Origin of the sequence: Parashewanella curva, from assembly GCF_003675895.1 — a bacterium.
In the GTDB taxonomy this organism is placed as follows: Bacteria; Pseudomonadota; Gammaproteobacteria; order Enterobacterales; family Shewanellaceae; genus Parashewanella; species Parashewanella curva.
Map to the genome: position 1 here is coordinate 13,274 of NZ_ML014797.1, position 20,325 is coordinate 33,598.

The following is a 20,325-nucleotide window of genomic DNA, read 5'->3' on the forward strand; positions in this document are numbered from 1 at the left end:
ATTTATCGTTGCAAAAATAAACACGAAAGATTAACACGCCCTAATATTTACACCTGAAACTTCCTGAAGAATTTGATATTTTCTAATGACTATAAAAAAACAGGAAGTCTAATAATGAAACTCTCCACTTGCTTGGCAAGTGTGTTATTAGTGCTAGGAGCCACTAGTTCTATAAACGCCGTTGCCACTAACCATAGCCAACAAGGTTATTATCGCGCTCCAACACTTCATAACAATCAACTGATTTTCACAGCCGAAGGTGACTTATGGACACATAAGCTGTCACAGAGTACGGCTAGCCGTCTCACCAGCCTTCCATCACAAGAAATCGATGCCTCTATTTCAAAAGACGGTAAATGGGTGGCTTATTTAGCTGATTATGACGGTACTCAAGAAGTGTATGTTATGCCAACGGCTGGTGGCGTTGCTAAGCGAGTAACTTTTGAAAATAGCCGAGTAAGACTGCAGGGCTGGACGGAACAAGGGGAGATATTGTATTCGACGGATAACGCACATGGTCCGTCAAATTTTTGGGTTCTAAGGTTAGTGAATCCAGAAACCTTGATGACAACGGATTTACCTTTGGCTGATGCCGTTGAAGGTAGTGTGGATGATAAAGGTCGATATGTATATTTCACCCGCTTTGGATTGCAAACAACAGGTGATAATGCCCGTGTATATCGTGGTGGAGCCATTGGTGAAATCTGGCGTTACAAAATTGGCAGTAAAAAAGAAGCTCAAAAGCTCACTAAAAAAGAGCAGGGTTCAGTAAGAGAGCCAATGTATTGGGATGGTCGTGTTTATTTCATCAGTGACAAAGATGGAACCGATAATCTTTGGTCTATGACTACCGATGGTAAAAAGGTAAAACAGCTTACACACTACAAAGATTTTCCAATAAGAGCAGCAAGTTTAGATAAAGGTCGAGTGGTCTATCAGCTAGGTGCTGATATCGTGTTGTTCGACCTTAAATCCAATAAAGCTAAAACCCTAGACATTAAATTAATTTCTGATTCACCACACCAACGTGAAAAATGGGTGAAAGAACCTGCTAAGTATCTAACAGCGTCTAATATTTCTGCCGATGGCGATAAAGCGGTGTTGACGGCTCGTGGTCATATCGGTATTGCAACTACAGATAATCGCCGCGTTATCAATGTAACTTCACCCGAACACAGCCGCAGTAGAAATGGCATTTTGAGTAATGATGGTAAATGGGTTTTTGCCATTTCAGATGCTTCGGGTGAGCAAGAAATTTGGCGCTTTGCAGCTGATGGTAGCCGTGAAAGTAAGCAAATGACGTTTGATGGCAAAACCCAAAGAATGAGTCTCATTTTGTCGCCAACAGGTCGCTACATTGCCAATGATGACTATGATGGCAACCTATGGTTATTTGATACTGAAACGGGCAAAAATAAAAAAATCCTGAGTGATGGGCAAGGTCTAGGACCATATGGAAGCATTCGTTGGTCAGCGGATGATAAGTATGTCGCTGTTTCTTACAATAAATTGGGTAAATTGCGAGCGCAGGTGACCTTATATTCGCTGAAAACGGGCAAAAAAGCAGTACTCACTTCGGATAAGTACGAATCATATTCACCAACATTCAGTGATGACGGAAAGTGGCTGTACTTTTTATCTGACCGCTCATTTAAACTTGCAAATGGCTCTCCTTGGGGGGATAGAAACCTCGGAGCACAATTTAATGATCGTACTTTAATTTATGCCATTGCTCTCGATAGCGAAGCCAAATTTCCGTTTGCAGAAAAAACGGAACTGACATCAAAAGTCTCAACTGAAGAAGATAAAAGCTCGCAAGTTGCTTGGAAAGGGTTGCGCGAAAGATTGTGGCAAGTACCTGTTAAAGCCGGTGAATATAAATATCTACAAGCAACCAGTAAGGGTTTGTACTTTCAAGATAACAATAGCTTGAAATTTGTTTCCTTTGGAGACAGTAAGCCAAAAGTTGATAACGTATCTAATAGCATCAATAGCTTTAATTTGTCTGCAGATTCAAAAAAACTCTTTATTAAAACCAAAGGTAAAAAGTTACTGATTGTTGATACGGTTACCAAGTTGCCAAGTGACCTTACCAAAAGCAAGGTTAATCTGAATAGCTGGACGTTTACCATAGATCCCAAAGATGAATGGCAGCAGATCTATAATGATGCTTGGCTTATGCATCGGGATCAATTCTTTGATAAAAATATGCGTGGCGTGAACTGGCAAAATGCCAAAGATAAATATCAATCATTAGTTGATAGAGTTACCGACCGCAGCGAGTTGAACGATGTATTTAAGCAAATGATGTCAGAGCTGAACTCGTTGCATTCTCAGGTTCGTGGTGGCGATATAGCCAGTAACACCACAAAACCTCAAGCTGCTAGCTTGGGCGCATGGCTAAAGCAAACCAAGTCAGGTGTTGTGATTGGGGATATTTATAAAAGTGATCCAGAACTGCCCAATATAGCTTCGCCTCTTGAGCGCCAAGGAGTGAATGCTAAAATCGGTGACGTTATCATCGCAATTAATCAGCATCCTGTTGCTAATATTGCAGATGTAAATCAGCTACTGCGTAACCAACAAGGTAAACAAGTATTATTGACGTTAAAGCGTGATAACAAGCAACACAAAACGGTCGTTAAGCCTGTAAGTGCTGCTACAAATACAAAAATGCGTTACCAAGATTGGGTTGAAACCAATCAAGCTAAAGTGGATAAAACCACAGATGGTAAAGTTGGTTACTTACACCTATACGCAATGGGTGGTAACGACATGGCGAATTTTGCCCGTGAGTTTTATGCAAATTACGATAAAGATGGCTTGATCATTGATGTGCGTCGAAACCGCGGTGGTAATATTGATAGCTGGATCATCGAAAAATTGCTGAGAAAAGCGTGGGCATTTTGGGGGCCAACTCACGGCGATCCAAGCACCAACATGCAGCAGACTTTCAGAGGTAAGCTTGTAGTTCTTGCTGATAAGCTAACATACTCCGATGGTGAGACCTTCACTGCCGGTGTGCGAGCGTTAAAGCTAGCGCCAGTGATAGGTAACCGAACTGCAGGTGCTGGTGTATGGCTCAGTGGTCGTAACCGTGTATCTGATAACGGCATGGCAAGGGTAGCTGAATACCCTCAATACTCTATGGATGGACGCTGGATTGTAGAAGGTTATGGTGTAGAGCCAGATATCAAAGTGAATAACCTACCTGTAGCGACGTATAAAGGTAATGATGCTCAATTAAACAAAGCAATCAGCTACTTGAAAAAAGCCATCGCAAAAGAGCCAAGAGTTGAACTAAAAGCTAAGCCAATGCCTGAAACAGGTGAAGCTGCAGATATTTTAGAAAACTAATCCATCCTACCTCTAGGTCAAAGCAGTGCTTTGACCTAGAGGTAAGTTAGCTGCAAGTTTTATAGAAAAGCGTTGGTTTTGCAGCTGCATCGGTTAATAACTATTCAGAGGTTTAACTTAAACTTTCCTCGACTTCCTGTCGAAGTTCAGGAGATAACTTGTCTAATAATTGTGGGCGGTGAGTGTCATCGAGCATACTGGCTAAGAGGGTGATTCTACCTACAGTTGCCGTGTCGTTATCAACTGCTTTTATTCCGGCAATTATTATTTCTTGTTGTAGCTTTTCACCTTGATCAGGGAAGCTCTCAAGTAAAAATTGCGATCTGTCTTCTGGTGCAATAGGCATGAGTAGCCTGACAACATGTATTAAGTATGAGTCACCATACTCCTGTTGTAGGTATGTTAAATAAGTTTGTTTTTGTTCAAGGGTTAACGCTTGTGCTACTTCAGCCCTATAAGTCGATTTCGTTGTAGAAACGTAATCATATATGAGTTCGTTGCTCATATATTCTCTTACTATTTCAGAGCGCATGTGTGCAATTCCAACAAACTTGTAAAATACCTTGGCTTTATCGGATTGGTAGACAAATAACTCCCTTAAAAGTTCTGCCGGTAACTTGGAACAAGCTTGGGCAAAATCTTCATCTGATAAGATTTGTGAAAATTCGTTTAATGCCCACCCTGTCATTTGCTTTGGAGCTGTTTGGATGAGAGCTGACACGTGTACTTGTATTTTAGCCTTTTCTTCAGCATGACTTGCTAGTATTTTAGCCTTTTCTTCAGCATGACTTGCTAGTATTTTAGCCTTTTCTTCAGCATGACTTGCTAGTATTTTAGCCTTTTCTTCAGCATGACTTGCTAGTATTTTAGCCTTTTCTTCAGAATCACTTGCTTGTATTTCAGCCTCTTCATTAGCGTCAGTTGCTTGTATTTTTGTCGCTGCTTCAGCTTCACTTACTCGTTGAAAGGCTTGTTTTAATTTTGGTGCATATTGTTCGAGTAAGCTCTGTAACGGCTGGTAACGTCCTGAACGAGCAAACAGTGATAGGACTTCTTCATCTGGTAATGTTTCTAGCAAAGGTAATTTTTGTTTTGAGGTTAATCCGGTACTTTCCTCTTCTAACGCTAGTATGGCTTGTTTTGCTTGGATTGGCAGCATCGCACAGCACTCAATAAATGTAGCACCTGCTTTAACGTTTAATGATTCTATGTATAAGATAAGCTTTACTGTATTAGTTAATACCTGTTTACGCTGTGATTCTTCAGTATTCCTTAGTGCTTGCTCAAGCCCTTTATAAACTTGCTCTGATGTGAGGCATCGCTTAATCGAGTAGACACGTTTCATCATCACATCTAATCCTTGCTGCTGATCCTGTTTTGCCGTCAACATGCCAGCTAAAAAGCCTTCCATTTCGGCAAGTTGAACCGCAAAGTTTTTCTTTCGACTAAAACCAATGATCACTCGAGGCTCTTTACTAGGTAATAGTATATCTAGTATTTTTTGTTGAGAATTAACCATTTTTTGAGCGATAAACATGCCTGCTAAAGCTTTATGCTCCTTTGGCAAGCACTGATAAGCCGCTGATATCAGCGTATGCTCAACTTCTTGAGTGTTTTGGAGCACATCTTTTAGTTCATCAGTTGTAATAGTGGGTGACCCATGAGAGGCGATAAAGTTGAGAACCAAAACTTTTACATGAGGAGCCATTGTTGGGTGTGCAAGTGTATGCATGAATAATGACGTTATTATTTGCTGTTGAATTTGGCCTGATGAAGAGTTAACTAGAGTCGATAATACAAGAATTGCCATATTTCTTGTTTTCAGGTTATCAAGATAAGGGATTAAAAATAGAGTTAATTCAGAGAGGGTACCTAATTGTTTTTGTGTAAGCAGTGGTAAAACCTCAGCTATCGTTTCCAATGGGGGTGGTCGTCTAATGCCTTTTATTACATCTTGAATTTGAACTGGCGATGATTCAAACGAAGGTATAAACATTCCAGTTGTTCTTGGCCTAGCTTTTGATTCAGCATCATCTAATGCTTGCATACATTGTTTGAGTTCTTTTTTAGCTTTATCTTGTCTGTCAATTACCATTTTTTGAGCTGAAGATGACTTGTACCATGCACTTTGTCTGTCGTCTTGCTGTGATTTTGTCAATTCAGGTTCGGTAATTATTGCTCCGACCTGGTTCAGTACTTTTACTAGGGTTGAGCAGTCAACTACTCCCATTCTGTGTTCCGCTAGTACTCGAATAAGGACGCAGCCTTTACGTAAGTCAGTTTTAAGCAATGTTTCTATATAAGAGTTCAATGCCGGATCATTTTTTATTGCAGCCCACACCACTGGTGAGAATTCGTCATGTGAATATTGAAGAGAATCTGTATTCGCCATACCTGATACAGCAGTATAAAATAAGGATTGTACCAACCTTTCATCTGCTCCAGCAGGTATATGTTCTAGGAAACGCCACAAAACGGCTTGGTGAGCTGGAGTTGTTGCTTCTAGCAAAGGGTTTAAAGAGCCTTTATTGAATAATAAATACTTTACTGCTTTTTTTCCCATTAGTTTAATTAGACTGCTAAGTTGAGGTTCACTGTTTAATTTGTTAAAGGCTGGTATAAACTTATCACTGGTAATATGAGCACAAATTCTAGAATAAGCCATTTCACGAAGGGGTTTAGGAAACTGCTCTACAATAAGAACCATCTTTTGCGGATCATCAAGGGCAATAGACACGGCTTGTTCACTTTTCAAAAACTCTTTGTATGATGAAAGATCATTAAGTACATGAAGCTCAACCGATGAGTGTTCAGCGTTGGGTTGTTCTGAGAATGTGAAAAATTCCTTTGATAGCCTAGCTGCTCGAAAAGGATTTAGCTCAGTTACGATGGTATAAAACACTTCTGTTTTAGACTTTAGTGTTTGATGTTTAAGGATAAATAGTTTTTTGTCGTTTCTGTCATCTATGTTAGTTAGTACGTGGCGTAATACAACAGAGCAGTTTTCATTTTCTGACTGTTTTGAAGCATGCCAAGAGCCCACTTTTTCTACTACTTGAATACCTTCACCATTGGATACATTACCCGAGATCTGAAAAGTATGCCTTTTCCCGCCTGTTGATTGGCAGGTAAGGGTAGTTGTTCCTTTGTTTGCCAACTCTTGCTGATGCTCTGTATTCCAATCAAGGGTTTCTATGTTTAACTTTGTATTTGAAGCTGCAGCCATGGTGTCTCTCTTAGTTCATCTAAGCTTAAAAATCACTAAGTTAAGTCTTGTCAACAAGAGAGATATTAGCAATAAGAGTAAATTAAAATTAATTATGAGAAGATGTTGGGGTAACAATATTTAATGAGTTAAATATTGTTAAAGCCACAGCCAAGCTATTACATTCTCTGCTTTATCAAAACTTACTGTAACACTTTTTTCTGAAATCTCACTAATGCTCAATAGTTCTTTACTAGATATTGTTGGTGCATGTTGATGAAATGTCGAAAAAGACGCATCATAACTTTGAACGTATGTATTGGTGACGTTTTGTTTGGAAACTTTCCAATAACCAATTACATCTCTAGAGGGAACGACATCGGATGCTACAGATAGCCCAGAAATTTCATGACTTTTAATGTACATAAGTTTATTTGGGGAGTTAGGCCCTTCAATTTCTTTAATTGTTTCGTGAAGCGGAACGGCTCTAGCTGCTCTAAATGCATATACGTTTGTTGATTCATCCCATTTTGGAAAAAAAGAGGCAGCAGCGACACTCATACTGGCGCATACCGCTGTTGTGGGAAGTGCTTCACAATGGAGTTGAGTAATTTGAGATGTTTGGAATAACTCTTTGAGTTTTAGATGGAAGGTATCGGTTTGTGAAAGCTCTCTTATAGTAAAGCCATGTTCGAAGATTTCATCACTAGGGCGACTGTCTCCTCTGAATACAAGTCCGCAATCCTTAATTGTATTTTCCTTCGCTGTATATTGGGAACCAATGAAATTCCATGAGGATAATTGTGATTCAGGTGGTATACAATAAGATGAAAAAGATACGGGGTTAGTCGCAGACATATATAACCTCAAACAATAAGTTGATTTACAGGCTTATCTATTTGCATTCGTAACAAACTACATAAAGGCACGAATAACAGGTTGTGTGCAATTATATTTGAAATGCCAGTTATCTTTTGTACCAACACAAAGCCCACCACCTTTAGCCACTCTAGCTGTTAATTGGTAGTTTTTGGGCAGGAACATTGAATCGATATTATTTCTTGGCGTATATTTAAACTCTACTGGAATACATGTTTCCGTTTGACTAATAGTTACTCTCGTTGCGTCAGAGGCTATTAATTTGTATTCATCCTGATTTTTTGTTGCCCCCCACTTGATTGAAACGGTAACGCTGTTTGGAGCAAGCAAGGAAGCAGTCATATCATACAACCCTATACTGAGTTTGTTTGAGTAGTGACTTTACTCAATGCACACTGTATCTGTGCTGACTACTGGAACTGCTGATGCTCTTTTACCTTATCGCTGCAAAAATAAGCTCGAAAGATCAACATGCCTTAATTATTTGATGTATAGATGAATTTAATCCCGTCAAATGAGTTGAATAATGACTCATGTGCTGATTTTGAAAAAGTATCTGTGCGGTTTTCATATTCTTTTATCCAATCAATCAGCATGTTCAGGTTATTATCTTGTGCTTCTTTGCTTGGGTATTTGTGTGGTTCCCATGGACGTCTTTTCGCATTACTTATACAGGCTTCAATTGGTAAATTTAGAAAGATGATTTCAGTGGTGTGTTTCAGGGCTATTTCTAGTAGATCAGAATAACAGCCTTCGATTACCCACCCTTGATGTGCATTGATGAACTTGTTTATTTCGACCTCTGACTCAGCAATAGGCTTTCTTTCTGGGATTTCCGATTGTTGCCATGCTATAGAGTCTAAATCTAAATGAGCTAAGTTATTATTAGCGCATAATTTTTGAGCTAAAGTGGACTTTCCAGAACCTGAATTTCCGAAGATAGCGATTTTTTTCAAATTTATTTTCTTTATCTGTAGTTTTTTCAGATAATTACCCCAAAAAATATTTGAGGTAATTCGTAATACACAAGTGAAGTAATTATTGTCTAGCTGTTTCTTTCTCAATAATTCCTACCAAAAACTCACCAAAGTCTTCACCGTGATTTTGCAGCATTTTGGGGAACATAGAGATTGGCGTCATTCCGGGGAAGGTGTTGATCTCATTGAGTAATATTTCATTTTTATCTGATAAAAAGAAATCGATTCTGGCTAAGTGTCTTAGTTTCATCCCCTCAAACGCTTTAATGGCGTATTGGCGAATTAGTTCAGCGACTTCATTAGGAATTTTCGCAGCGATTTCAGTCTTGGCTTTGCTGTTTTCAGCGTACTTTTCGTTGAAATCGTAGAAGTGCTCTGAATCGGTAATGATTTCACCGGGTAGGGTGGCGATGATTTCATTATTATATTCATATACCGCAACTTCTAGTTCTCTTGCGTTAATGGTCTTCTCAACTAAAACAAAAGGAGAGTATTCAAAAGCTTTTGCCACGGTAGATTCAACGTTATTAATATTATCGACTTGGTAGCAACCAACTGAGGAGCCTTGCGAGGCGGCTTTAATAAATACTGAGCCCCACTTTTTTAGAGCGGATTTAACTTGTTCAACGCTTTGAGAGGTATTTTCTGATAAGAACAAGTATGAAGTATTCGGGATACCTAATGCACTGAACCATTGTTTAGCGGTTATCTTATTGAAGCATTGTATGCTGGCTTCTGAATCTGAACCTAAAAAGGGCAGATTTGATAAGGTCAACATAGATTGAATATCTCCTGTTTCACCTGGAAAGCCGTGAAAGCATGGGATCACAAAATCGATTTTAAAATTTGATTGAGTGTTGCCGTACTCTACCAAGTATCCATCTTGACTGAGGTTATAGCGTTTAGCATCTTCTCCAAGATATTGACCACTTCTAGTCAATTCGACACGAACCAAATTGATGGATTCTTGTGTTGATAAGCAAGATTGAATATATCCTGCTGAGATTAGTGATATGTCGTGTTCATCACTACCACCACCGCAAAGTAATACAACATTGATTGACGACATGCCTGTCCTTTATTACGTCTTGATATATGCTCTCATCATAGACATTATAGGCGTTTAATAACAAGAGCATTTTCATACATTCTGAATGATTGCTTAAGAAATAGCGCTATTTTTTTGTATGCTTTTTTATCGAATTACTAATAGCTCTTACTTGCTGTTCACATTCTTGGCGGGCTTTACCTGACTTTTGTTCACAGCTTGAGTAATTTTGAGCAATGGCTCCCGCTATTGCCACTGCTGTATTTATTGCGGCATCAAATTCAGAGCAACCATGTGCTTTCTCGTGTGGAGAGCGGGTATCAACAGGTATATTACCGTCACGATCTGGTTCTGGCGCGGTTCTACAGGATTGAGCAGGAAATTTATTGTTCGAGTTGCAGCCTACTAGTTGAATACTGGCAAGTAAGATGAGTGTTAATGTGATATTTTTCATTGAAAGTCCATTTAATGTTAATTGCTTGAAGTATGAGTAAAAATAATTCAGCAAGTTCACATGAAAAATTTAAAAACGATTTTCACCAAAACTATATGCAACGATTTGACTTATTTCGGTTAAGTTACGCCCTGATTCTTGATGCCATTTTGCAAATGCGGCATCGGCTGCTTTTAATGCGCGCTTGGTATTTCTACCTGAGTCTATAATTTTGGTATTTCTTAAATAAGCCTCAACATCTGAGGATAATATGAAAGTATCAACGCCACATTGCCTCAGGGCATATGGACCTGTGTTACCACCAAGACGATTACCATGCTTTTTTAAATACTCCCATAAGCCAGTGACGTTATCTTTTGGCCAGTTGGCCACCATCTTACTGAATGAGTCATGTTCATAACTGGCATCTACCAACATTTGAGCGTTAGCAGGAATAGACATGACTTTGGTCAGGTGGCGGATGATTTTCGGGTTTCTGGCTTTTTCTTCCCATTGCTCATCTGAGAGCATAAGCAAGAGTTCTGGATCGAAATCAAAAAACACCTCTTCAAACCCTTGCCATTTGTTGCGAACTACTTGCCATGAAATACCACATTGGAACACTTTCATAGTGAAGTGAGCCAGCCACTGATTATTTGTGATCTTTACAATTTCTTCGCTGCTCAATGGCTGATGCAGCCTAGCTTCTAAACTGCTTTCTCCACCTTTACGTTCAGCTGCTCGCTGATAGATGGTATCGAATTTTTCTTGTGTCATTAAGTACCTGACCATCAGTTTCTTAAGATTTTCTAGTGCTCAGTCTCAGCACTCTACGGCGTTGCAATTTCGGTTACATAGCTACGGCTATGCGCCCTACATTACGCCTTGTATTGTACTAAACCTGAACACAAATATAATAACGACAGTTTTGTGTGTCGGTAATAATTCTCAAAGAACTTATCGACAGGTACTTATATAGCGCTTAAATTTATTGTTTTAAGTCATTTTCCAAAGGCGATCAGCTAATCCCGAAGCTCTTTCTGTCGCATGATTAACGCAATGTTCAAAGGTGTTTCTCGAACCTAAACAAACAAAATGGCTTTTGGCACGAGTGATTGCTGTGTAAAGAAGTTCTTTGGTTAATAGTTGCCATTGTGACTGTGTCGGTTGTGGCGGCATCACCATAGCGACTCGATCAAACTCACTCCCTTGGCTTTTATGCACTGTCATAGCATAGCAAGTTTCATGGGTTGGTAGTCGAGCTGGGAGTACTTTTAAAATACTTCCATCAGCCTTTATAAAGTGAGCCATTAATCTATCAGGCTGCTCACTGTCTTGAAGTACTATCCCTATGTCACCATTAAACAAGCCTAAGTTGTAATCATTAGATTGTATGATGATAGGTCTGCCTAAATAGAACTCTTGGTTAACGTTTATATGATGGTGTTTATTTAATAGATCAGCCATTTGTTGGTTTATGCCGTCGACACCATAATCGCCAGATCTCATAGGGCAAAGTAGGCGATAATCATTAAACTTATTGATCACTTCTATCGCCGCTTCATCACCTTTATTGATACCAGATTTATAACTTTCCTGTAGATTTTTAATCAGTTGTAAATAAGGGCGGTAATGTTTTTCTGATTGGTTAAGTAAAGTTACTAAACCAATATTTTGCTGAAGGTTGGCAGATATTTCCCCATGCCCTAACCAGCTTATTTCATCATATCCTTGCTGCCACACATTAAGCACATTGCCAATATCACCATTATTAACAGCTTTTGCTAATTGACCGATGCCTGCTTCCCCTGCAAATCTATGGCTGTATTGGAGCATACATAAACTATCACCAAAGTGGCCATTGGTATCTAAAAATTCACTTAAATCTGTATTGGTGAGGCTAGACAACGTCTGTAATTGATTTTGCGAGTAACGCATTTTCCATGAGTTACCTGATTGACCTTTTAATTTGATACCGTGGCAAATATCCGCTAGAACGGCTCCAGCTTCTACTGAAGCGAGTTGATCTTGATCTCCTAATAAAATTAGACGTGCATTTTCAGGTAATGCGGATAACAGCTTATCCATCATCGGCAGATCTACCATTGACGCCTCATCGACGATTAATAAGTCTAATCGTAATGGATTGTCTTTATTGTGTCGGTAACGATGAGAATTAGGCACAACGCCTAATAACCTATGAATGGTTGAAGCTTCTTCTGGAATTTTATCAATGGCATTCAGATCGATTTGATCTTTATGTTGCTCTAAATCCGAAGCTAACCTTGCTTTCGAGGCTTTGATTGACTCAGTTAAGCGAGCTGCTGCTTTACCCGTTGGTGCCACCAATTTGATATTAAGCTCTTGGTTAAGCTGCAATAAAAATAACATCTTGGTGACAGTAGTCGTTTTGCCTGTGCCGGGGCCACCCGTTATTACCGCAAGCTGTCTAGTTAAGGCTGTTGCTGCTGCAATTTTTTGCCAATCAATATCCTGATTTTGAGGTTGAGGAAATACCAAAGATAGCTGCTTAGTTAAGTTAGGGATGTCAACTTCAATTGGGTTAGAGGCTAAGCGATTTAATGTAGAAGCAACAGTAAGTTCAAATTGATGATATTTTTGAAGATATAAGCGATTGCCATCCAAAATAATTGGTGTGGCACAGGGTTGTCCTTCTTGATATTGGCTGATCCCTGGGAAGCTTAATAATGCGGCTTTAAAATCCTCAATCTCAAAATTTAAACTGCACAATCGAGGAGACTCGAACATGGGGTTAGCTTGGTTGATTTGCTCTAGCACCACGCAACCATGCTGATTAGAAAGTTGTTTGCTTAAATAGGCACAAATAAAGAGATACAGCGGCTCGCCACATTGATGCATTTTGGCCATTTCTATAGCGAAGTGGCGGTCAAGAGGCGTGAGGAGACCTTGCAACTCCCAATATTTGAGTAATTCTGGCATAGGTTTGTTGTTATAAATCATGACTGCGCCTCTTGATTAATGAAGTCGTTTCCTGAAAACAAGTTGTCCAAGCGTTCGATTAATGCAAGAGGTGGTAGATCGTAATACACGCCTTTGCTTGGCTCATTGGCTGACATGCCCCTTAAAAATAGATAGTAACTTCCACCCATGTGAGTGTCGTATTGATAATCTGGCAGTCTTTGTTTCAAATAACGATGAAGTGCAACGGTATATAAAATAAACTGCAAATCATAGCGATGATCTGTCATGGCTTGATACATTTGACGAATTTCGTAGCATATGAAGTCATCACCCAGATGGTTAGACTTATAATCGGCAATATAAAATTTGCCTTCGAATTCAAAAATTAAATCAACAAAGCCTTTTAACATGCCTTTCAAATCATCAAAAGCAAGTCTATCGCTGTAACCAAAATCCTGTAATGCTTTGTTAAGTTTAGTCGCTTTCAGTTTGGTGATAGGGAGGTAAAATTCCATTTCAACTAATCGCTTATGATTTGGAATTTTATAGAGGGATAAGCCCTCTTGGTTCATCGGAGCACCTAGCAAATCTAAAAACCACTCCATAAGCATTTCATGCCATTGAGCTTCAATTCCATATCGCTCCATCAAAGTGGGCAAATGCTCTTCTAGATCATGTTTTGCGTTTGTGAAATCAATGTTTTCAAGCACATTATGCAAAAAGCTGCCAGCGTTCGCGCCCTTTTCAAAGTTGAAACGGTTTAGTCTGGTCATTGGGCTGATAACGTCAAGTTTAATTGGCGTACTATTGAAACCTTCAACGATATCTGTGCCTTCATCGTCTGCACCGGGAAACAGTTGTTCATGAGCCGAGTGTTTTACTAAACCGGAGTAACTGCCTACTTTCCAAGGTGTAGTGATGATTCTATTTAGGGGTTTAGCCTTGTATGTTTTATTTGTGCCAGATTCAAGGTTCACTTCTTCTTGTTTAATATCAACAGGGTCGATTGTTGTTACGCTAATTGCATCGCTTTTGAGTTTATTCGCTTGCTGTTCAATCAATGTAATATCGGTATTGGCTTCTGTAATGTTGAGCAAATAACCGATGGCAGTTTCACATAATTGACTGGTTTGCCCTTTAGATTTAGTTACCTTACAATGATTCGCAATGCTTAAATAGCAACGATATACAGGGCGGGTTAGGGCAACATAAAGTAAGCGTAAATCTTCGGCGAGTGTTTCTTTTCTCTGCTGTTCCCAGCCTTCGTCTGTTTGTTCTATGTCCCAAACCAATTTTTCATCATTGTGATAAACCATTGGGTTCGGTTTTCGATTGAGTCGCGCCAAACTGATGAATGGAATAAAACAAATGGGATATTCAAGTCCTTTACTTTTGTGAATAGTGACGATTTGAACGAGATTTCGTTCACTTTCTAATCTCAGTTGTTGTTCTTCGCCTTCTGAGTGGCTGATCAAATGCTGTTCGTACCAAGCAACTAAAGCGCTGCTACCATCTAATTCTGTGGCTTTTTGTTGTAAAAGTTCACACAAGTGACGGAAATCAGTCAGTTTTCGCTCTCCACCTTTTACCAAAAGTAAGCGCTGAATAAGCTGAGTATGCTGTGCTAGCTGCATTAATGCAGGCATGATCCCACGTTTTATCCAAGTTTGCTGAAGATCATAAAACATCTCTAATAGGTTTTGTCTGTGGGTTTCATCATGATTGAACTGATGGATCTGTTCCGCACTATATCCTAACAGGTAGGTTGCGAGAGCATTACGAAGCAGTTTTTCATCTTTTGGCGCTTGAAGGCTACGTAAAATGATGGCTAATTCTCTGGCCTCTATACAGTCGAACACGCTATCTCGGCTTAAGAATACTGCACCCACACCTCTATCCGTTAAAGCTTGTTTAATCACTGCTGCTTCATTTCTGTCTCTTACCAGTACCGCGATATCTTTAGCTTGAAGTGGTTTATCGCCAAGCAGAGCTTTTTTATTAAGAAGTCTAACAATTTCGGCTGCAGCATCATTGGCTAAATGCTTACGAGCTGTTTCTTTATTGAGTCCTTTTAGGCTGTCTTCAGGTAATAAGCGTATTTGAAGTGCTTTAGCATCACCTTCAACATGGACGGTTTTGTTTTTCGCTGAGCTAGGTGTATTGACAAGCTCGAATGGGATTGAATCATTTGTAAAAGGTTTTTTATTATTGCTGAATAGTTGATTGACACCATTGACCATCTGTTCCGCAGAGCGATAGTTAGTTGCCAACGAGTAATGATTTTCTGTCTGATTTTTAGCATTAAGATAAGTAAAAATATCAGCACCACGAAAAGCATAAATCGCTTGCTTTGGATCGCCAATCATCAATAACCCTGAACCTTGGTTTTCAGGATAAATTGAAGAAAAGATTTGAAACTGTAATGGGTCGGTATCCTGAAATTCATCAATCAAGGCAATTGGGAATCGCTCTTTAATCGCTTGCGGCAAACTTTGAGAGTTCGCAGTGATGGCATTGGAGAGTGAAGAAAGTAAGTCGTCTGGTGTTAGTACATTTTTTTGTTGTTTTTGTTTGGTAAAACGACTGCGAACATCTTGTAATGCTTGATACAAAAATGCTGGCTTAATGTTTTGTATTAAATCTAAAATTGAATCAACTTCAGCTAGAAGTGGCGCTTCTGAATCAGTTGGGGCTTGACCACCTTTGTTAAGTCGTAAATCGGAAAGCTTAATTTTTTCCATATCACCAGCTGGTGGTAAACCGTTACCGTGTTTGGCCCATTGACTGATGTTTTCAAACATAGCTTGAAGCTTTGGAAAGTCATCCGCTTTTTTACCGAAGCGAGTACCATTAAGTGGTAATGCCATTAAAAGCTTCAAGGTTGTAGTAGATTGCGAGTTCCAATCTTGCCTAAATACGGTTAATTGTTGGCTGAGTTTGCTGGTGACCTCATCGAATGAGCCTGGATCAGTTAATGGCTGGCTGTCTACGCTACCGAGCAGTGATCTGAGTTGCTTGAGAAGTTGCTCTGGTTCTTTAAATTCTTTAGCGATGATTTGAGCCAAGGTTGGGGCAAGTGGGTAACAAGCTTGGCGCCAATAGTCACGGACGGCATGATGTAAATAATCAGAGTCATCCAAGGTAAATTCACTTTCAAACAGCAAGGCAGATTCAAAAGCCATATCGGTGAGCACACGCTGGCAAAAGCCATGAATGGTGAAAATTGAGGCTTCATCCATAGACTTTAACGCTAAATCTAATCGCCTTAAGCTGATTTTGCGCTGGCTTGGCTCGGTTTCATTATAGAGCTTATTAATAAACTCATCGTTACACTCCAGCCCAAGGAAAGCATGGTAGGCAAGGCGAATTCTATTTCGAACACGATCTCTCAGTTCTTGAGTGGCAGCATTAGTAAAGGTTACCACGAGTATTTGTTCACAAGTCAAGGGTGTTACTCCACCATGACCCAGCAGTAATCTGAGGTATAAGCCTGAAATTGTATAGGTTTTACCTGTACCAGCACTGGCTTCGATTAATCTTCTACCTTGTAAAGGGAGTGTATGTGGTTCTAGCTTTTGAACTTGTTGCATATCACTTATCTCCCTTTGATTGGCTTTCTACATAAGGTTGTAATCCATCTAACTTGTCTGTGTAGTAAATATCGATTAGTGGATCAAACACGGTTTTACTGAGCTGAATAAAGTTATCGTCAAAATCATCGGGAAAAGTAAACAGTCTTTGATAATGAGGATCTTCACCTTCTCCAAATTCGCCAGACCAAGCTTTTTCTGCTTCCGCCATTTTTTCATCATGTTCGTCATCGGTAGAAACATAAGCCATAGCTGTTTTGGGTGGAAGCAATAAAGGCTTCTCTAAGCCTGAGAAATACAGTTCAATTAATTTTGCTAACGTGTTGTGAGCTTGGCTGGCTTCAATAGGCTCAAAGGTATGAAAATGGCTTACATCGATGAGAAAGCTTGGCTTATGAATCCCCATTGCGTTAATGGCAAGGTGACGTAGATAAACTCTAAGCAAGTCTCTGCCGTGGGATTTACCCGGGCGTAGGTTAATGAGGCCTTTGCCGCTAATATCATCGACTCGACCCACTAAGGTAATCCCAGAAAATAGTTGTGGAAACTCAAGCTTGATTTCAGCACTGATGCTTTGTCCATCACCTTTTAAATAAATGGCCCGACCTGCCGTAGCGCTGATATCACTTTGATATTGTTTTATTAATAAATCATCGAAAGGAGTTACAGGTAATTGTCCATTCGCTTTTAGGTGCTCAATGAGAGAATCATCTATGTATTCAGCTTGAGTTTCTACAGTATGATTTAAAAGCAAACTCTGAACTTGATAACGTTCAAGAGCATTTAACACAAAAGGTTCATCGTTTTCATCTTGCTCTATTTGCAATCCTAAATCCAAATTTAGAGTGCGGTTAAAAAAATATTGAGCTGGATTTCGGAAAAAACGAATTAAAGACGATAGCTCTAAGATATCTTGTGTTTCGTCGTCATCTGAACTTAACGCTGAATTGATAAATGCGGCTGGTGGTTGTTTCGTGCTGGGAGGACACCATTGTTTATCATAGCTTCGCGCATGTGGCGCTTCATCATCATACAAGGCAGTATCAAAGGCTTGTAAAGGCTGCTGATTAATTAATCGATCTGTGATCTTATTTCCACCATCAGGCAGCTGGTAACATAATTGACAATAATCGAGTAACTCAGAAACCAACATAGATGGAATACGTTCAGAGTTATCCCTTTCACTTAGCCCTACAAAGCTGATATAAAGATGCTGTCTAGCAGACAGCAGGGCTTCTAAAAATAGATATCTATCATCTAAGCGACGTGAGCGATCCCCTTTACGTGACGCGAAGTGTGACATCAAATCAAAACTGATTGGGTATTGGTTTCTTGGGTAGACTCCATCGTTCATTCCCAGTAAACAAACCACTTTAAATGGAATAGATCGCATCGGCATTAAGGTGCAAAAATTTACATTACCCGCAAGGTAACGTTGTCCGACTCTTGATTGATTTAATTCGCTATTAAACCAAGAAAATAAGGTCATAGGCGCTAATTCTTCATCAAACTTAGCTTGTGTGATTTCTTGTTTTAACTTACTTATAGCATCGCGAATATCTTGAATCTGAGAACGCTCGTCATTATCGATGAGGTAGAAAGACTCAACTAAAGCTTCCAGCTGCTCAATACGCTGAGTGCATGTTACGGGTTGGTTGAGGGTGTAGTACCAGTTATCTATCGCCTCGATAAAGTTAAGCAATTTGCCTAAGGCTTGTGCTGACATACCTTCAACACCTTCAGTTTTGAGACTGCCTTGGTATAAGTCGGCATCATCACCTAGTGAATAGCCTAGAATTAATCGTTTAAGACCAAATGCCCATGAGTTTTGCTCAAATGAAGGAACATTAAATTCATGGCGATTGTCTTTATTTCTTCCCCAACGCACACCAGCTTCATTGAGCCAATGCTTTATTATCACCAAGTCATCATCGTCGATATTAAAGCGACGCATAACGGCGGAAACTTCAAGAATGCTGGTAATTTCAGACAGCGAAAAGCGGCTTAAATTTAAAGTAAGCAGACTTAAAAAGCTATTTACCAAAGGTGATTCTTGGGCTGCACCTCTATCTGCAATGGCGTAAGGAATGTAATGACTTCCTTGTTTTGCAGAAAAAACGGCATCAATGTATGGTGCATAGGAGGCTACATCAGGCAGCATAATCACAATGTCTTTAGGCTGAAGCTTTGGATCTGCTTCTAAAAGTGATAATAAATGATCATGAAGGGTTTCAACTTCCCTTAGCGGGCTATGGCAGCTGTTAACAAGTAGTGAATGGTCATTATCATCCAAAATTCGACGCTTGTTAGGGTTATTGTATATATCAGAGTCTGGGCCTAATGGTTCTCCAAGGGTTTCCATTTCTAAAATGTCATGTTGAAGTTCGTGGAGAAGGCTAGGGTGCTGTGGATTGAGTGGATCTTGATAGTGTTCAAAACCAAGTTCAACATTATCTTCAGGCAGTTCAAGAACCAGATCTAACAGTTCACGCCCCATTTTACCGTTGTTGGCCAATAACGGGTTACCAACTTGCAAACTATCTTCCCATTGTTCAGGCAGTAATTGTTTGTTTTCGAATTGGATAGCCATTTTTGCTCTGAGCTTGGGATCAACAATATCTCCCCAATAATGCTGACAAGGACTCAGGTTAAACATGAAAACATCAATACGCTGAGCTAGCTTGTGTAAAATCTCTAATAACTGAGGTGGCATAGATGATATGCCAAATACAAACAGCTGCGATGGAATGTCAGTGAGCTTTGTCTCAGGATCTTCAATGGCATCCAGTAAAGCTTGATGTAAGTTAGCTCTGTGATAAGGATTTTGCTGCAATTGCTGGTGGTTAAATTCAATCAAACCACGCCATAAAATCGGTTGCCATTGTTGGTTTTCAGCTAGCTCGATTGGCTGTTCACCCTGCTCCCAACCATCAATCCAATCGGGGCGATAAACGAGGTATTGGTCAAAGGTATCCGCTATACGGTTACATAGCTGATAATACTTAAGTTGCAGTTGTTCTGAGTTGCTATCTTGTTGTGAGGCTAAGTAATCTTTTAGAGGAGTAAACTCGTCATTATCAATAAGAGAAGGCAACAACGACATTAGCTTCCATGTCATCATTGGCTTGGTAAAGGCGTTTTCTTCAGGAACATCAGTTAATAAATTATGGTATAGCTGCCAAGTAAAACTGGATGGAAGTGGGAAATCAATAGCCGCCGCAATATTGTTATGCTTAGCAATTTCCAGTCGTAGCCAAGTCGACATCCCTGGACTTTGTACCAGTATTTGTTGAGGCTGCAATACAGATGAAATTTCGGTTGGTCTTTTTAATAAATCAGCCAGTTGCTGGCTAAGGGATTCCATACGATTCGATTGGATAAGGTAGAACATATACTCTGACTCTTATTGGTGATAGCTCATTCTAAGTAGGGACGTTAAAAGATTCAACATAGCGTCTGCTTTATGAAGAATAATTTTTATTAGTTACTTATATGTGAATAAGAATAGATGCAAATTACTGAGTTTGAGACTTATTTTTCACTCATTTTGATTGAATTAAGGCGGAAATATCACCTCAATATCGCTAAAAAGTCGTAGTTGACTGCAGCTGTCTGAGGATTCAAAAATAAAGCTGGTCGACAACATTGGTATTAATGCTTAGTTGCCTCGGAAGAGAAAATAAAAAGGGAAGTGCTAACTTCCCTTTTATATGAGGATGCGCCGAGCATGGCGTTGTTCTAGGAGGTGAAAGTCCTCTACGGGCTCAGTCGAGAGGGAACCGTTAGCCTATGCAAGGGTGTTCATCGTGAGGTGAAATCTGAAGGAAGCAAATGGCAAAACGTAGCTGTGACGAACAGAAACCTGATAGTAGGCTGTTATGACTTGGATAACC

Annotated in this window: 11 protein-coding genes; 1 reads left to right on the top strand and 10 read right to left on the bottom strand. The window is 39.7% G+C overall.

The annotated features are described in order from the left end of the window. Window positions 1–114 precede the first annotated feature (114 nt). Window positions 115–3,357: a S41 family peptidase gene (locus D5018_RS14485; protein WP_121839717.1), complete on the top strand. Its 3,243-nt coding sequence runs from the start codon at window positions 115–117 to the stop codon at window positions 3,355–3,357. Window positions 3,358–3,469: 112 nt separating this feature from the next. On the opposite strand, the gene D5018_RS14490 is transcribed toward D5018_RS14485, so the two are convergent. From D5018_RS14490 to recC, 10 genes are all read right to left on the bottom strand, one after another. Next, window positions 3,470–6,583, bottom strand: a complete 3,114-nt coding sequence (locus tag D5018_RS14490) for a cell envelope integrity TolA family protein (protein ID WP_121839718.1) — start codon at window positions 6,581–6,583, stop codon at window positions 3,470–3,472. Window positions 6,584–6,721: 138 nt separating this feature from the next. Next, on the bottom strand, window positions 6,722–7,420 hold the full coding sequence (locus D5018_RS14495) for a hypothetical protein (protein WP_121839719.1): 699 nt from the start codon (window positions 7,418–7,420) through the stop codon (window positions 6,722–6,724). A gap of 57 nt (window positions 7,421–7,477) precedes the next feature. Beyond that, window positions 7,478–7,783: a hypothetical protein gene (locus tag D5018_RS14500; RefSeq protein WP_121839720.1), complete on the bottom strand. Its 306-nt coding sequence runs from the start codon at window positions 7,781–7,783 to the stop codon at window positions 7,478–7,480. 134 nt (window positions 7,784–7,917) lie between these two features. Further along, window positions 7,918–8,397 carry an AAA family ATPase gene (locus tag D5018_RS14505; protein WP_121839721.1) on the bottom strand — a complete coding sequence of 160 codons (480 nt, stop codon included), beginning with the start codon at window positions 8,395–8,397 and terminating at the stop codon, window positions 7,918–7,920. Window positions 8,398–8,479: 82 nt separating this feature from the next. Then, complete coding sequence (locus D5018_RS14510) at window positions 8,480–9,487, bottom strand: D-alanine--D-alanine ligase (RefSeq protein WP_121839722.1); 1,008 nt, start codon at window positions 9,485–9,487, stop codon at window positions 8,480–8,482. A gap of 106 nt (window positions 9,488–9,593) precedes the next feature. Next, the gene (locus tag D5018_RS14515; RefSeq protein WP_121839723.1) at window positions 9,594–9,920 is read right to left on the bottom strand and encodes a hypothetical protein; all 327 of its coding nucleotides are present in this window, start codon (window positions 9,918–9,920) and stop codon (window positions 9,594–9,596) included. A gap of 69 nt (window positions 9,921–9,989) precedes the next feature. Then, window positions 9,990–10,676 carry a DNA-3-methyladenine glycosylase I gene (locus D5018_RS14520; RefSeq protein WP_121839724.1) on the bottom strand — a complete coding sequence of 229 codons (687 nt, stop codon included), beginning with the start codon at window positions 10,674–10,676 and terminating at the stop codon, window positions 9,990–9,992. 219 nt (window positions 10,677–10,895) lie between these two features. Continuing rightward, window positions 10,896–12,881, bottom strand: a complete 1,986-nt coding sequence (gene recD / locus D5018_RS14525; protein ID WP_121839725.1) for an exodeoxyribonuclease V subunit alpha — start codon at window positions 12,879–12,881, stop codon at window positions 10,896–10,898. Then, complete coding sequence (gene recB / locus D5018_RS14530; protein ID WP_121839726.1) at window positions 12,878–16,432, bottom strand: exodeoxyribonuclease V subunit beta; 3,555 nt, start codon at window positions 16,430–16,432, stop codon at window positions 12,878–12,880. Before recB ends, recD begins: the two co-directional genes overlap by 4 nt. Before the next feature lies 1 nt (window position 16,433). Further along, window positions 16,434–19,823: an exodeoxyribonuclease V subunit gamma gene (gene recC, locus D5018_RS14535; protein ID WP_121839727.1), complete on the bottom strand. Its 3,390-nt coding sequence runs from the start codon at window positions 19,821–19,823 to the stop codon at window positions 16,434–16,436. Window positions 19,824–20,325: the final 502 nt, after the last annotated feature.

Coding starts and splice junctions, on each gene's coding strand:
- D5018_RS14485 (WP_121839717.1), top strand. CDS start 115: ATGAAACTCTCCACTTGCTTGGCAAGTGTGTTATTAGTGCTAGGAGCC.
- D5018_RS14490 (WP_121839718.1), bottom strand. CDS start 6,583: ATGGCTGCAGCTTCAAATACAAAGTTAAACATAGAAACCCTTGATTGG.
- D5018_RS14495 (WP_121839719.1), bottom strand. CDS start 7,420: ATGTCTGCGACTAACCCCGTATCTTTTTCATCTTATTGTATACCACCT.
- D5018_RS14500 (WP_121839720.1), bottom strand. CDS start 7,783: ATGACTGCTTCCTTGCTTGCTCCAAACAGCGTTACCGTTTCAATCAAG.
- D5018_RS14510 (WP_121839722.1), bottom strand. CDS start 9,487: ATGTCGTCAATCAATGTTGTATTACTTTGCGGTGGTGGTAGTGATGAA.
- D5018_RS14515 (WP_121839723.1), bottom strand. CDS start 9,920: ATGAAAAATATCACATTAACACTCATCTTACTTGCCAGTATTCAACTA.
- D5018_RS14520 (WP_121839724.1), bottom strand. CDS start 10,676: ATGACACAAGAAAAATTCGATACCATCTATCAGCGAGCAGCTGAACGT.
- recD (WP_121839725.1), bottom strand. CDS start 12,881: ATGATTTATAACAACAAACCTATGCCAGAATTACTCAAATATTGGGAG.
- recB (WP_121839726.1), bottom strand. CDS start 16,432: ATGCAACAAGTTCAAAAGCTAGAACCACATACACTCCCTTTACAAGGT.
- recC (WP_121839727.1), bottom strand. CDS start 19,823: ATGTTCTACCTTATCCAATCGAATCGTATGGAATCCCTTAGCCAGCAA.